Origin of the sequence: Porticoccus hydrocarbonoclasticus MCTG13d, from assembly GCF_000744735.1 — a bacterium.
Lineage (GTDB): Bacteria > Pseudomonadota > Gammaproteobacteria > Pseudomonadales > Porticoccaceae > Porticoccus > Porticoccus hydrocarbonoclasticus.
In genome coordinates, this window is the sequence record NZ_JQMM01000001.1 from 728642 (window position 1) to 742098 (window position 13457).

Consider the following 13457-nt stretch of genomic DNA (forward strand, 5'->3'; position numbering starts at 1 on the left):
TGAGAAATGTCGTCGAAAATGGTTTCGGCGCCTTACCAGAAGTGGCCGTAGATGACGCCCGTGGTTGTTGCCATGACCACCACCAGGCCACAGTACACCAGCGTTTTCTGTGTGCCGAGCACTGTGCGGATCACCAGCATGTTGGGTAGCGACAGGGCCGGTCCGGCCAGCAGCAGCGCCAGGGCGGGTCCCTTGCCCATACCGGCACCCATCAGAGCATCGACAATTGGCACTTCGGTGAGTGTTGAAAAGTACATCAGTGCGCCTAGGACGGAGGCAATTATCGTTGATGTCAGGGAGTTGTCACCGACGGCTGCGGCTACCCATGCAGAGGGAATAATGCCCTCGTGGCCAGGCCGCCCGAGGGCAAAGCCGGCCACAAACACCCCGGCCAGCAGCAGCGGCAGTATCTGCTTGGCAAAATCCCAGCTTTGCGCAGCCCATTCGCGGTCGCTGTCACGCAGTGCCGAGATCAGCATCAGTCCGGCAATGCCGAGCGCGAATGGCAATTCCGGTGCACCGGGTACTGCCAGGGCGGAAACCACAACGACCGCCGCCAGCATTAGTAATTGTGATACGGGCCATTGCCAGCGCCAGACCAGCAGGGCGCCAAGCGCCAGGGACAAAAGCGCGGTTATCTGCCATTTCCACTGATAGATCTGCATCCAGACAGCGCTGTCGGTAGCGGCCCAGTTGGCAAATACCAGAATACCGACCATCAACATGAAGAAGGTGACGATGACACCGGTGGGTTTATCCGCGTTGTCGCCACCAAAGCCGCGGCCGTTAGTGCTGGCTCGCTGGGCTTCCTCCCTGCGGTAGATCAGGTGCATGATGGTGCCAATCACGATGGAAAAAACAATGGCCCCAACGGCCCGGGCAATGCCGATCTCGGCGCCGAGTACCTTGGCCGTGACGACAATGGCCATGACATTGATGGCCGGGCCCGAGTAGAGAAATGCAATCGCTGCACCCAGGCCGGCGCCGCGTTTGTAAATGCCACCGAACAGGGGCAGCACGGTGCAGGAGCATACCGCCAAGAGGGTGCCCGACACCGATGCCACACCAAAAGCCACCGGTTTGGAGGCCTGCGGCCCCAGGTGGCGCATCACCGCGCCCTGACTGATATAAGCGGCCATCGCACCGGCAATCAGGAAAGCTGGTAGCAAACACAGGATAACGTGCTCACGGGCATACCAGTTGGTCAGGTAAATGGCTTCCAGCACGGCATTGTCAAAGCGTTCGGTGCCTGCCGGGATGAAATAGATTGCCAAAAACACTGCCAGCATGAACGCCAGCAGATATGTCTGGCGGGGGTTGTTGCGGTAGAGCTCAAGCAAGCGGGTCATTGCGGTGTTTTTTCCTGATGCTCGGGTTCCTGTGGTCCGTGGTGTGCTCTTTTGGGCAGGCCCAGTGAAATGATCACGGTGGCAACCAGCATGCCGCCGGAAATCCACAGGCAGGCAGCCAGCCCGGTTGCACCCTGGCCAGCCAGCTGAAATACCCAGCCCGAGAGCACTGTGCCGATCAGCCGTCCCATGGCGTTGGCCATGTAGTAGAAGCCCACATCCAGCGACACGCCGTCACTGCCAGCATAGCTGACGATCAGGTAACTGTGGAGCGAAGAGTTGACCGCGAACAGGACGCCGAACAGCAGCAGGCCACCAATCAGGATCAGGGCAGGATGCATCTCCGTTACCCCCAGTCCCAGAGCAATCAATACCGGCAAAACAGCCAGACCCGCTGCCCAGAGGGTGGCCGACCGGCCATCTGGCACTGACTCCCGGTCCCTTCCGGTAATACGCGGTGCGATTGCCTGCACTGCGCCGTAGCCAATGACCCAGAGGGCCAGAAATCCACCGGTTTGCATGTGGCTCCAGCCCAGAGTTTGCGACAGAAATACCGGCAGGGCCACCACGAACCAGACATCCCTGGCGCCGAACAGCAGCATGCGTGCAGTGGAGAGAATGTTGATGGCGCGGCTTTTGGAAAAAATATCGCGAAACCTGGGTTTGCTGCTTGCCTTGCCGAGATCTTTTTTCAGGAAGACCATGCTTGCCAGCCAGACCAGCGCCAGGACCGCAGCCATGGTCCCGACGGCACCGGTAAAGCCCAGCCACATCAGCAGCACCCCGCCGAGGAAGAACCCCGCGCCCTTGAGGGCATTTTTTGAACCGGTGAGGATCGCCACCCACTTATAGAGCAGGCCCTGCGCATCGGCGGGCACCAGTAGCTTGATCGAGCTTTTGGCGCTCATCTTGTTCAGGTCCTTGGCGATGCCGGACATGGCCTGGGCCGCCATCACCCAGGGTACGGTCAGCATTGCCGCCGGTACCAGCAGCATGGCCAGGGCGACAACCTGCAGCGCCAGCCCGAAATTCATGGTGCGATTGAGCCCGAGGTGGGCGCCGAGCCAGCCTCCCACCAAGTTGGTGATGACGCCAAAAATTTCGTAAAACAGGAACAACAGCGCGATTTCCAGCGGTGAGTACCCCAGCCCATGGAAGTGCAGCACCACCAGCATGCGCAGGGCGCCGTCAGTCAGTGTGAAGGCCCAGTAGTTGCCGGTTACCACCAGGTACTGACGGATCGCTGGGGAGAGTTGGCTCAGCATGGCTATGCGCCTTTTTCCTGGTGGGTTGGTTGATAAGTGGCCCGGTTTATAAGTGCTTTGGTTTCTAGGCGCTTTGGTCCGAGCGCCCTACTTTCAGTGCCAGCTCGGCGGTCCGGTTGGCGTAGCCCCATTCATTGTCATACCAGGTGTAGATTTTCACCTGAGTGTCGTTGATCACCATGGTGGACAGCGCATCGATGATGCTGGAGCGCGGATCGGTCTTGTAGTCGATGGACACCAGCGGCCGTTCCTCGTAGCCCATAATGTCTTTCAGAGGACCTGACTCGGCGGCCGCCTTGAGCAACTGATTGACGGCCTCGGCCGTGGTCGGTGTCTCCACTTCGAACACACAGTCGGTCAACGAGGCATTGGCCAGGGGAACCCGAACCGCGTGACCGTTAAGCCGCCCCTTCAGCTCGGGGAAAATCTCGGTGATGGCTGTCGCCGAGCCGGTGGTGGTGGGGATCAGGCTCATACCGCAGGCCCGAGCCCGGCGCAGATCCTTGTGGGGGGCGTCGAGAATGGTCTGGGTGTTGGTCAGGTCATGGATAGTGGTCATGCTGCCGTGGCGAATACCCAGATGTTCGTGGATGACCTTGACCACCGGGGCAAGACAGTTGGTGGTGCAGGAGGCCGCCGTGACGATCCGGTGCCGGTCCGGGTCGTAGAGGTGATCGTTCACGCCCATCACCACATTCAGCGCCTCCGGAGCTTTTACCGGTGCGGTAACCACCACCCGTTTGACACCCTGAGTCAGGTAAGTATTGAGGGCTTCGATTTTTTTCATTTTGCCACTGGCTTCGATGATCAGGTCACAGCCCGACCAGTCGGTGTCTTCGATACGGGTGTTGCGGCTGGTGGCCACGCGCTGTCCGTCCACCACAATGGCGTTGTCCTCAGCGCTGGCCTCGTGATACCAGCGGCCGTGAACAGAATCGAACGTCAGCAGATGCGCCAGAGTTGCCGCATCGCCGGCGGGGTCGTTGATCTGGACAAATTCGAGCTCGGGCCAGTCCCAAGCTGCGCGTAATAACAGACGGCCCATGCGGCCAAAACCATTGATACCAATTTTGATACTCATAGTCGACTCCGGAAATTTTTGATAACAGTGAACGGTAGCTATAGGCCTCAGTCGCTGGCACCTGGCTGCGGCCGATCAGTAACTGTTAGCGGTTAACTCTCAGCAACAGCCTCTGTTCTGTCGCTCAATGGCCTGAAGGCGGGACAGGTCCTCTCCATAGGGGGCTTCTGTCCCGAGTCCTTCTTGTGTAGTGGCCAGCACCTCCCGCTGCCACGATTCCAGTCCAGCATGCAGTCTGTAGTAGACCCACTGCCCTTTCCGGTGGTCGCTCACCAGGTTACAGGTGCGCAACTGGGCCAGATGGCGCGAGGTCATGGGTTGTGAGGCGTCTAGGGCATCCGCAATGTCACAGACACAGAGCTCATCCCTGGCTAGCAGTAACATTAAGCAGCGCAACCGGGTCTCGTTTGCCAGGCATTTGTAAAATTGGTCAGCTTTCATGAGGCATATCCCTTCAGGCTCTGCTAATTTTTTATTTCTTGTCATGGTTTGACCTGATAAGCACCCTTATATATTTGTATATACGAATAATCATATATTATGGTTGCCTCTGTCAGCGGTCAATCCGTTTTCATTATTTACTTTTATGTTATGTGCTTTGAGGTTATGTGGGTGGCTCTTACCCAGCCACCACAATATCTACGACCAAACGCGTATTCTCATTGGGGTGACGTTGTGCTGCAGGGGGGAACGTCCGTAGACGGTCAAGAGCCTCGCCGTGCTATAATCGCGGTCGTTTTGCGAGGCCGATTACAAGGGTGTCTTCTCCCAGTTGTCTGATTAATCCGATTCAGGTCTGTACTCCACCCGTGTCGATCAGCTATGCATTGTGGTGGCGCTCTCGGTAGGGCGTAGTAAAAGAGGTGGCCGTGGACTCTGATCGCACCCTGCCACTGATCCAAACAGCCGCGCAGTGATCGGCTGAAAACGATAAATAAAATGTGTTAAATGGACTTAACATTTTGAAAATAAAGAGATATTTGTCTCCATGATACTCATGATCGATAATTACGACTCCTTTACCTACAACGTGGTTCAGTACCTCGGTGAGCTGAAGGCGGAGGTGCAGGTATTTCGCAACGATGAAATCACCATTGCCGAGGTGGAAGCCCTGGCACCGGAAAAAATCGTGATCTCTCCCGGCCCCTGTACCCCCAGTGAAGCGGGTATTTCTGTGGCGCTGGTGAAAACCTTTGCCGGTAAAATTCCAATTTTGGGCATCTGTCTGGGCCATCAGAGTATCGGCCAGGCTTTTGGTGCCAGAGTAGTGCGTGCGCGACAGGTGATGCACGGTAAAACCTCGTCTATCTATCATGCAGATACCGGGGTATTCCGAGGCCTGTCCAATCCTCTCGAGGCGACACGCTACCACTCGTTGGTGGTGGAGCGAGAGACACTGCCGGATTGCTTCGAGATTACTGCGTGGACACGGACCGAAGATGGGCAGGAGGATGAAATCATGGGCCTGCGACACCGCGACTATGCACTGGAAGGGGTGCAGTTCCATCCGGAATCCATTCTCACCGAGCATGGTCACGACCTGCTGCAAAACTTTCTCCGGGGCTGATAGAAGATGGATATACAGCAAGCGATAGCCAGTATCCTTGAGCGTCGGGATCTCGATAGCGGCGAGATGCGAGCGGTGATGCAACAGATTATGACCGGTGGAGCCACGGCCGCTCAAATCGGCGGTTTTCTGGTGGGATTGCGCATGAAAGGGGAATCGGTTGCAGAAATAGCTGGCGCTGCGCAGGTGATGCGTGAGCTGGCAACGCCAGTCGCCATAACCGGTGATCATCTTGTCGATATTGTCGGCACCGGCGGCGACAGTGCCGGAATCTTCAATGTTTCCACTGCCAGCAGTTTTGTGGCGGCGGCGGCCGGTGCACGGGTGGCCAAGCATGGCAATCGCTCGGTGAGCAGCAAAAGCGGCAGCGCCGATCTGCTGGAGTGTGCGGGGGTGCAGCTTGACCTTTCGCCTGAGCAGGTGGCGCTCTGTGTGGACGAGGTCGGCATTGGTTTTATGTTTGCGGTGAACCACCACAGTGCCATGAAGCATGCCATTGGTCCCAGGCGTGAGCTGGGTGTGAGGACGGTATTCAATCTGCTCGGACCCCTGACCAATCCGGCCAGAGTGCCGAATATGTTGCTGGGTGTCTATGACAGCCATTGGCTGAAACCGGTGGCCGAGGTGATGCATGAGCTGGGTGCCAGGCATGTACTGGTGGTCCATGCTGAAGACGGTCTCGATGAAATCAGTATTGCCGCCGATACCCTGGTGGCGGAGTTGAAGGATGGAGAGATTGTCGAATACACAATTGGCCCGGAGACATTCGGTTTGCGACGGGGATCGCTGGCCAGTTTGCAAGTCAACGATGCCAGAGAGAGCCTGGAAATGGTCAAATCTGCGCTATCCAAAAAAGGTGGGGTCGCCTCCGATATGGTGGTCCTGAACGCGGGCGCTGCACTATATGTGGCGGGAGTTGCCGCAGATCTGGCAGAAGGTGTCAGCCTGGCGCAGGATGCCCTGGGAAGCGGCCTGGCAAGAGCAAAGATGGATGATCTGGCAGCGTTCACCCGCTGTCTCAAGGAGCTGGATAGATGATGAGCCCTGCTGCCAATACACCGACGGTGTTGAAAAAAATCCTCGATCACAAGATCGAGTCAGTTGCGCTTCGCAAGGCGAAGATTTCAATCGCTGAGCTCAGAGAGCAGTGCCGGGAGCCGCGTGAAATTCGCGGTTTTTCCGCTGCGCTGCGACACAAGCTTGACCAGGAACTTGCAGCGGTGATTGCCGAGGTAAAGAAAGCCTCTCCCAGTAAGGGGCTTATCAGGGAGGATTTTGATCCGGTGAGCATTGCGCGAAGTTATGAAAAAGGTGGGGCTGCCTGCCTCTCGGTGCTAACGGAGGAGGCCTTCTTTCTCGGCGCCGACGAGTATCTCAAAATGGCCCGGGAGGCTACCCGCTTGCCCGTGCTGCGCAAGGACTTCATTGTTGACCCCTATCAAGTCTACGAATCCTATGTGCTGGGTGCAGATTGTATTCTGCTGATCGTCGCCGCGCTTGAACAGCCCTTGATGGAAGAGCTGCACGACATCGCTGTGGAATTGGGTATGGATGTGTTGGTTGAGGTGCACAATGAAGCGGAGCTCGATCGAGGGCTATTGATTGAGAACCCCATGATTGGTATCAATAACCGCGATCTGAAAACGTTTGAGACAAGCCTCGAGACCACTTTTCAGTTACTGGAAAAAATTCCCGACGACCGTATTGTGATTACGGAAAGCGGAATTGTTTCCATTGATGATGTAGCTGCCATGCGGGGGCATAACGTCAATGCCTTTCTGATAGGCGAGACGTTTATGCGCGCTGGTGAGCCGGGCCTGAAATTGCTGGAAATGTTTAATTAAAGTCCAGTGCTGTCACCAGGGTTGTTTCTGGTGTTGTTCGACACCTTCCGGAATCTGGTACCAGTCCTGTTTTTCACTTGTCCAGACATGCATAACGGGATGGATTATGCGGGTGTCGGACAGGGTTGACGGTTTCAGCTTGATGATATCCGGTTGCGCCGGATTGAAATGATAGATGCGGTTGCCACAATTCGGGCAAAAAATCGCGCAATTTCGATTGCCGTTTTCCGCCAACCGCTCCCAGGCTTGCATCTCCCCATTAATCCTCAAATCGTCCCGGTTCACCATCGCCGTGATACTGAACGCACTGGTGGAAAGCTTCTGGCATTCCCGGCAATGACAAATGATCACCGTGATGGGCGCCGCCAGTAGTTCATAGGTCACTTTTCCGCACTGGCATGAGCCGGGAACTGGATAGTGGATTTCAGTACTTTCCATGGGCTTTCCTTGTATCTGCCGGTGAGAGTCTAAGGGAGGCTGAGGCGTCAGGGCAAAGAGATAACAAGCAGGGGGTAATACCGGGGTAACGCAGGTGGGCCTCCGGTAAATTTTTTCATACAACCAGTTAGCCGGTATTAGCGGGTACCAAACACGACCATGGTTTTACCTTTCACTGACACCAACCCCTGATCTTCAAGGGTTTTCAGCACCCTGCCAACCATTTCCCGGGAGCAGCCGACAATTCTTCCGATTTCCTGGCGAGTGATCTTGATCTGCATGCCATTGGGATGGGTCATGGCATCGGGCTCCTTGCACAGGTCCAGCAGTGTCCGTGCCACGCGACCGGTAACGTCCAGAAAGGCGAGATCGCCCACTTTACGAGTGGTATCGCGCAGGCGCTTGGCCAGTTGTACGCCGATGGCAAACAGAAATTCCGGGTGCTGTCTGGACAGCTCCTGAAACTTGCCGTAACTGATTTCACCGACTTCACACTCTGTCTTCGCGCGAATCCAGGCGCTTCGATCCGGCTGTTTGAACAGTCCCATTTCACCAAAAAAGTCGCCTTCATTGAGGTAGGCCACAATCATCTCGCGACCATCGTCGTCTTCAATCAGGACAGTGACAGAACCCTTGACGATGTAGGAGAGGGTGTCGCCCTCATCGCCAGCGTAAATGATGGTACTTTTGGCTGGATATTTTCTGCGGTGGCAGTGAGCAAGGAACGCTTCCGCGTTTGGCATGTGGGGTGTGATGGGTGCAGGAGCCAACTTGGTTTCCTCCTCATGGCGAGGTTTTTCGAACAGAGCACCCATTATGGGCACAAACGCCTCGCTGTCCAAGTTAGATTTTACCATCACCTGTTGCTCCCTATTGCAATACGCATGTGCGTCAAGTCAGTTGATTCTAGGAGTAAAGGCACATCAATTATGTTAGCCTTTCGGCACTTTTTGGATTGAGTGCCGTCATGAAAGCAAAAGTCATCTGGGGTGGTGATGTAAAATTCACCGCAGAAACAGAATCTGGTCATCAAATCGTGATGGATGGTCCTCCGGATCATGGCGGCACGAATCAGGGTGCCCGCCCGATGGAGATGGTTCTCTGTGGTATGGGGGGGTGTTCATCGTTTGATGTGGTGCATATTCTCAAGAAGAGCCGTCAGGATGTGACGGGTTGTGTGGCAGAAATTGATGCGCAGCGCGCGGATGACGTCCCCGCCGTTTTCACCAGCATACACATCCACTTCGTGGTCACCGGCCGGGACCTGAAAGAGAACCTGGTGAGTAATGCGGTAAAACTGTCCGCAGAGAAATACTGTTCCGCGTCTATCATGTTGACCAGAGGCGGTGTCGAAATTACTCACAGCTACGAAATCCATTCTGCCTGACAGTCGCCAAACACTTCCCACCAGTTGAATGAGCTCCCCAGGTCCACCGGGCGCTGTCCTGTGCACAAAAAAAAGGGCAGCGAAGCTGCCCAAGGGATTTTAAATAGGAGGGAGATAAAAGTATCAATGGATTGTTTGAGAAGCCAGTGTGTCTGAACAAACAATGGGCTAACTATAGATCGAGCCTTATCATGATTGAAATGTATTAAATTTATCTAACTCATTCCCTGTATTTATTTCTGATGTGCATGCAAAAAAACAGGCAACTTGCGTTGCCTGAAAAAGATATAGAGGGAGTAAGAGAACTACACTCGAATGACCTGATAATTCAATACTGGGAGTATTTCACTCATCCGGCACATTCACGGGACTTTGGGTTCAGCGACACCAAGTAACCGGTGAGAGGGTGTCGCTTGGTGGAAACCATGCCTTGGCCCCGCTTGGTACAGTGTCAATATAGTCATTGACTAACCATGACTCAAATGTATTAAGATAATATCATTCATAATCTATAGGAATGATATTGTGGATACTAAAATTCTGTCCCGTGTTGACTTGAACTTGTTGGTGGCTCTTCAGGTGTTGCTGGAAGAGCGCAGTGTGACGAGGGCTGCGGAACGACTGTTCATTACTCAGCCAGCCATGAGTAAAACCCTTCAGCGTCTCAGGGATCTATTCGATGATCCCCTGTTTATCCGCAGTGGGCGAGGGCTGATTCCAACACCCAGAACCAATGAGTTGGCTGTCCACCTGCCGACACTGTTGGCTGGTGTATCGGATTTGGTGGCCAGTGGCAAATTTGATCCACTTACCTATGAGGGAGAAATTTGCATCATGACGGCAGAGTTCATCGCGGTGCAGGTGGTGCCCACCCTCACCCAGAGAATAATCAGGGAGGCGCCGAGAATGTCACTGACGCTGACCAGCGAGGCGGAGGAGGAAGGTCGTGCGCTGGAGGATGGTGATCTGGATTTTGCCATCGAAATTTCTCGCCCCTACGGAAGTGAATATCATGTGACTCCACTGGGCAGTTTCACGCCAGCTGTGTGGATGCGTGCCGAGCATCCGCTTGCCAAGAAAGACAAGTTGACCCTGGTGGAAATGCTTGAATACCCTTTTATTCAGTATTACCTGCTGTTGACGGGCCCGATCTCGGCCAATGCAGAGAGCCGGTTTGACCGGGAGTTGGCAAAACATGGTCTCAAGCGGCAGAAAACCCTGGTCACCACACAGTTGATGACAGCCATGGATGCCCTGTGGCATACCGATTGCCTGATGATGGCCACCATGCACGACCTTAAAATCGAGAGTGAGTCATACGGTATTGTGCGTAAACCCTACCCGGAAGAACTGGAGTTTGATAATACCGTTCCGGTGGTATTGGTGCAGCATGTCAGGACCATCAAGTCGCCGGCTCACCAATGGGTCAAAGATCAGATTATTGGCATTGTTCAGGACATCAAGGAGCAGGCTCGACAGGCAGTCCGCGCCCGTTGACAGGCCCTAAATATGGTAGCTGGTTTTGGTCATGGCGCCGGAGATCAGCGTCATCAAACCCTTCACTGGTGAGGGAAATTCCAGGCCACCAGCTTCCTTTGCCACTGTCGCATGTTTGCCCTCATCTTCCAGCATTTTCTGCACAATGGCGCGGCTTTTGGTGTCGTTTTCCGGCAGTATTTCGAGATGATTTTCGAGGTGCTGACAGACCTGCTGTTCGGTGGCGGACACAAAGCCGAGGCTGAGTTTGTCACTGATCAGCCCGGTAGTGGCCCCGATGCCAAAAGACAGGCCGTACCAAAGTGGATTCAACAGGCTGGTGTGTCCACCCAACTGCTTGAGCCGGTCCTGGCACCAGGCCAGGTGATCAATTTCCTCATCGGCTGCCTGCTCCATCTCATTGCGAACCGAAGTGAGTTTTGCTGTCAGTGCTTGTCCCTGGTAAAGCGCCTGGGCACAGACCTCTCCTGTGTGGTTGACTCGCATCAGACCTATCGCGTGCCGTTTTTCACGCTCATCCAGCGTGTGCTCCTCAGCGGTTTTTCCCGGTGACAGGCGGGCCGGTGCCGGAGGCTCGGCTGCCAGGGTCCGCAGGGCACGGTCTACCTGAAGTAGAAGTCCATCGAGCTTGGTAAGCTGCCTTGTGTGCACGGTTTTGCCCTAAACTGTTGGTGGTGACAAGATTGTAGCAAAATCATCCGTCAACACACGAGGGTAATAGATGATAGGCCATCCACAGCAATTTCTTGGTTACGGCATTTACTGTATCGACGCACAATATGTGAGGCAGGGCCAGGCCTGTTGTTATCTGCTAGTGGACGACGGTGAGGTGGCGATTATTGAAACCGGTACCAGTCACACCGTGAATGCTATCAGTGAGGCACTGGATTCATTGGGTCTGACGGCAGACGCCGTTCGCTACGTGATTCCCACCCATGTGCACCTCGACCACGCCGGTGGCGCCGGATTGCTAATGCAGCGTTACCCGGATGCCCAGCTGGTTGTTCATCCCCGCGGCGCCCGCCATCTGGCGGATCCCACAAAACTGATAGCGGGTGTTATCGCCGTCTACGGGGAGTCGACCTATCGGTCACTGTATGGTGAGCTTGTGGCTGTGCCTGAAGATCGCATCATCAGTGCCGAGGACGGGTTGCTACTGAATCTGGGTGGGCGGACACTGGAGTTTCGCCATACGCCGGGACACGCCGAGCACCATTGTTGTATTTGGGATAAGGTTAGTGGCGGTTGGTTTACCGGAGATACTTTTGGTCTCGCTTATCTGACGCCGGCGCTGGGGGGTGGCCGGTTTATTATGCCCACCACGACACCAGTGCAATTTGCCCCTGAGCGCCTGCTCAGTTCGTTGGATTTGCTGATGAGTTATCGGCCCCGGCGGGTTTATCTCACCCATTACAGCCTGCTGGATGAACCTGAAAATTACGTGATGTCGTTGCGCGAGCAAATAAATGTCTGGTGTGACATGGCGCTGTCTCTGGAGGCTGGACCAGAGCGGGAGAGCACGATTTACAAACGGATAACAACTCTCACGCTGGCACGAATAAAGGCTCATTGGCCGGATGCCGATATGGTGCTGATTGAGCAGGATCTTGAAATGGATCTTGAACTGAATGCTCAGGGCCTTGAGGTCTGGTTGCAGCGTCAGCAGCAGTAGCTAGGCCTGTTCCCGTGCGATCGCCCGATAGCCAATATCATGGCGAAAATAGACATCATTCCAACAAATCTGTGCTGCCAGCTGGTAGGCTCGCTGCTGGGCCTGAAAGACCGTGTTGCCCAGCCCGACCGCGCAGAGCACTCGCCCGCCGTTGGTAACAACCTGTCCATCAACCTCTCTGGTCCCCGCGTGAAACACCTTGCTGTCTTCTGTGCTGGAAGCGGGAAGACCTGAGATGATATCACCCTTGCGGTAGTCATTTGGGTAGCCTCCCGCCGCCAAAACGACACCCAGTGCGGCTCGCCGGTCCCAATCAACCGTGCAGTGGTGAAGTGTCTTGTCCAGTGCCGCAGTACAGAGTGCGACCAAGTCAGATTTTAACCGCATCATGATCGGCTGGGTTTCCGGATCACCGAAGCGGCAGTTGTACTCGATCACCTTGGGGGTGCCGTCGGGCATGATCATCAGCCCGGCATACAGGAAACCGGTGTAACGGTTGCCCTCTGCGGCCATCCCCTGCACGGTGGGCTGAATTACCTCAGCCATGACACGCTCGTGAATTTCCGGGGTTACCACCGGCGCGGGGGAGTAAGCCCCCATGCCACCGGTGTTCGGCCCCCTGTCGCCGTCATCCCGAGCCTTGTGATCCTGCGATGTCGCCATTGGCAGGATGTGCTCTCCGTCCACCATGACAATAAAGCTGGCTTCCTCGCCAGCCAGAAACTCTTCGATAACCACCCGATGGCCGGCGTGGCCGAAGGCGTTGCCCGCCAGCATATCGTGCACAGCGTTTTCGGCTTCCTTCAGGGTTTTGGCGACAATGACCCCTTTACCTGCGGCCAGACCATCGGCCTTGATGACAATGGGGGCCCCCTTCTCGCGTAGGTAGGCAAGTGCCGGTTCGATCTCAGTGAAATTCTGGTATTGCGCAGTGGGAATGTTGTGTCGTGCCAGGAAGTCCTTGGTAAACGCCTTGGAACCTTCCAGTTGTGCTGCCCCTTTAGACGGACCGAAGGCCCGCAGGCTGCGGTCGGCGAAAAAATCCACAATGCCATCCACCAGTGGCTGTTCCGGGCCGACGATGGTCAGGGCGACGTTGTTCTGCTGGGCAAAATCTGCCAGTGTTGCAAAGTCGTTGACATCAATGGCGACATTCCGGACACCCGGTTCCAGCGCTGTGCCCGCATTGCCCGGTGCCACAAAAACCATTTCCACGCCCTGGCCCTGTGCTGCTTTCCACGCCAGTGCGTGTTCCCGTCCGCCGGAGCCGATCACCAGAATATTCATGCGTAACTCTCTTGCCTTAAATGACAGCGGCGGTTGTGTTGGCAGGGCGCAACCGCCACAAAATCAGCGT

The 13457-nt window shown here is 55.4% G+C and carries 14 protein-coding genes; 6 read left to right on the top strand and 8 right to left on the bottom strand.

Annotated features, from left to right (window positions below):
* Positions 1–32: 32 nt before the first annotated feature.
* The 4 genes from U740_RS03515 to U740_RS03530 form a co-directional block, all read right to left on the bottom strand.
* Complete coding sequence (locus U740_RS03515) at positions 33–1349, bottom strand: permease (RefSeq protein WP_051921178.1); 1317 nt, start codon at positions 1347–1349, stop codon at positions 33–35.
* Positions 1346–2614 carry an organoarsenical effux MFS transporter ArsJ gene (arsJ, locus tag U740_RS03520; protein WP_036859003.1) on the bottom strand — a complete coding sequence of 423 codons (1269 nt, stop codon included), beginning with the start codon at positions 2612–2614 and terminating at the stop codon, positions 1346–1348. The genes U740_RS03515 and arsJ overlap by 4 nt, the downstream gene beginning before the upstream one ends.
* Before the next feature lie 64 nt (positions 2615–2678).
* Positions 2679–3695, bottom strand: coding sequence for an ArsJ-associated glyceraldehyde-3-phosphate dehydrogenase (locus U740_RS03525; RefSeq protein WP_036859005.1), 1017 nt, complete (start codon positions 3693–3695; stop codon positions 2679–2681).
* Positions 3696–3794: 99 nt separating this feature from the next.
* A complete protein-coding gene (locus tag U740_RS03530) occupies positions 3795–4136 on the bottom strand; it encodes an ArsR/SmtB family transcription factor (RefSeq protein ID WP_036859007.1) in 342 nt (113 codons plus the stop codon).
* 547 nt (positions 4137–4683) lie between these two features.
* Here U740_RS03530 and U740_RS03535 point away from each other — a divergent pair.
* From U740_RS03535 to trpC, 3 genes are read left to right on the top strand one after another with little or no spacing between them, the layout of a single operon-like run.
* Complete coding sequence (locus U740_RS03535; protein ID WP_036859009.1) at positions 4684–5262, top strand: anthranilate synthase component II; 579 nt, start codon at positions 4684–4686, stop codon at positions 5260–5262.
* Positions 5263–5268: 6 nt separating this feature from the next.
* A complete protein-coding gene (gene trpD, locus U740_RS03540) occupies positions 5269–6300 on the top strand; it encodes an anthranilate phosphoribosyltransferase (RefSeq protein WP_036859011.1) in 1032 nt (343 codons plus the stop codon).
* Complete coding sequence (gene trpC, locus U740_RS03545) at positions 6297–7106, top strand: indole-3-glycerol phosphate synthase TrpC (RefSeq protein WP_200877032.1); 810 nt, start codon at positions 6297–6299, stop codon at positions 7104–7106. The genes trpD and trpC overlap by 4 nt, the downstream gene beginning before the upstream one ends.
* Positions 7107–7118: 12 nt before the next feature.
* On the opposite strand, the gene U740_RS03550 is transcribed toward trpC, so the two are convergent.
* The gene (locus U740_RS03550) at positions 7119–7544 is read right to left on the bottom strand and encodes a GFA family protein (protein ID WP_036859012.1); all 426 of its coding nucleotides are present in this window, start codon (positions 7542–7544) and stop codon (positions 7119–7121) included.
* A 137-nt stretch (positions 7545–7681) separates the two neighbouring features.
* On the bottom strand, positions 7682–8287 hold the full coding sequence (gene crp, locus U740_RS03555) for a cAMP-activated global transcriptional regulator CRP (protein WP_036861188.1): 606 nt from the start codon (positions 8285–8287) through the stop codon (positions 7682–7684).
* A 224-nt stretch (positions 8288–8511) separates the two neighbouring features.
* On the opposite strand from crp, the gene U740_RS03560 reads away from it, so the two are divergent.
* Together U740_RS03560 and U740_RS03565 are read left to right on the top strand one after the other, a co-directional pair.
* Entirely contained in the window at positions 8512–8931 is a 420-nt protein-coding gene (locus tag U740_RS03560) for an OsmC family protein (protein WP_036859014.1), read from the top strand.
* Between the two features lie 525 nt (positions 8932–9456).
* Positions 9457–10428 carry a LysR family transcriptional regulator gene (locus U740_RS03565; protein WP_036859015.1) on the top strand — a complete coding sequence of 324 codons (972 nt, stop codon included), beginning with the start codon at positions 9457–9459 and terminating at the stop codon, positions 10426–10428.
* Positions 10429–10434: 6 nt separating this feature from the next.
* Here the strand turns inward: U740_RS03565 and coq7 are convergent, their stop codons facing one another.
* Complete coding sequence (gene coq7 / locus U740_RS03570) at positions 10435–11079, bottom strand: 2-polyprenyl-3-methyl-6-methoxy-1,4-benzoquinone monooxygenase (RefSeq protein ID WP_036859016.1); 645 nt, start codon at positions 11077–11079, stop codon at positions 10435–10437.
* A gap of 70 nt (positions 11080–11149) precedes the next feature.
* Here coq7 and U740_RS03575 point away from each other — a divergent pair, with 70 nt between their 5' ends.
* The gene (locus tag U740_RS03575; RefSeq protein ID WP_036859019.1) at positions 11150–12100 is read left to right on the top strand and encodes an MBL fold metallo-hydrolase; all 951 of its coding nucleotides are present in this window, start codon (positions 11150–11152) and stop codon (positions 12098–12100) included.
* Here the strand turns inward: U740_RS03575 and purD are convergent, their stop codons facing one another.
* Positions 12101–13387, bottom strand: a complete 1287-nt coding sequence (gene purD, locus U740_RS03580) for a phosphoribosylamine--glycine ligase (protein ID WP_036859021.1) — start codon at positions 13385–13387, stop codon at positions 12101–12103.
* Positions 13388–13457: the final 70 nt, after the last annotated feature.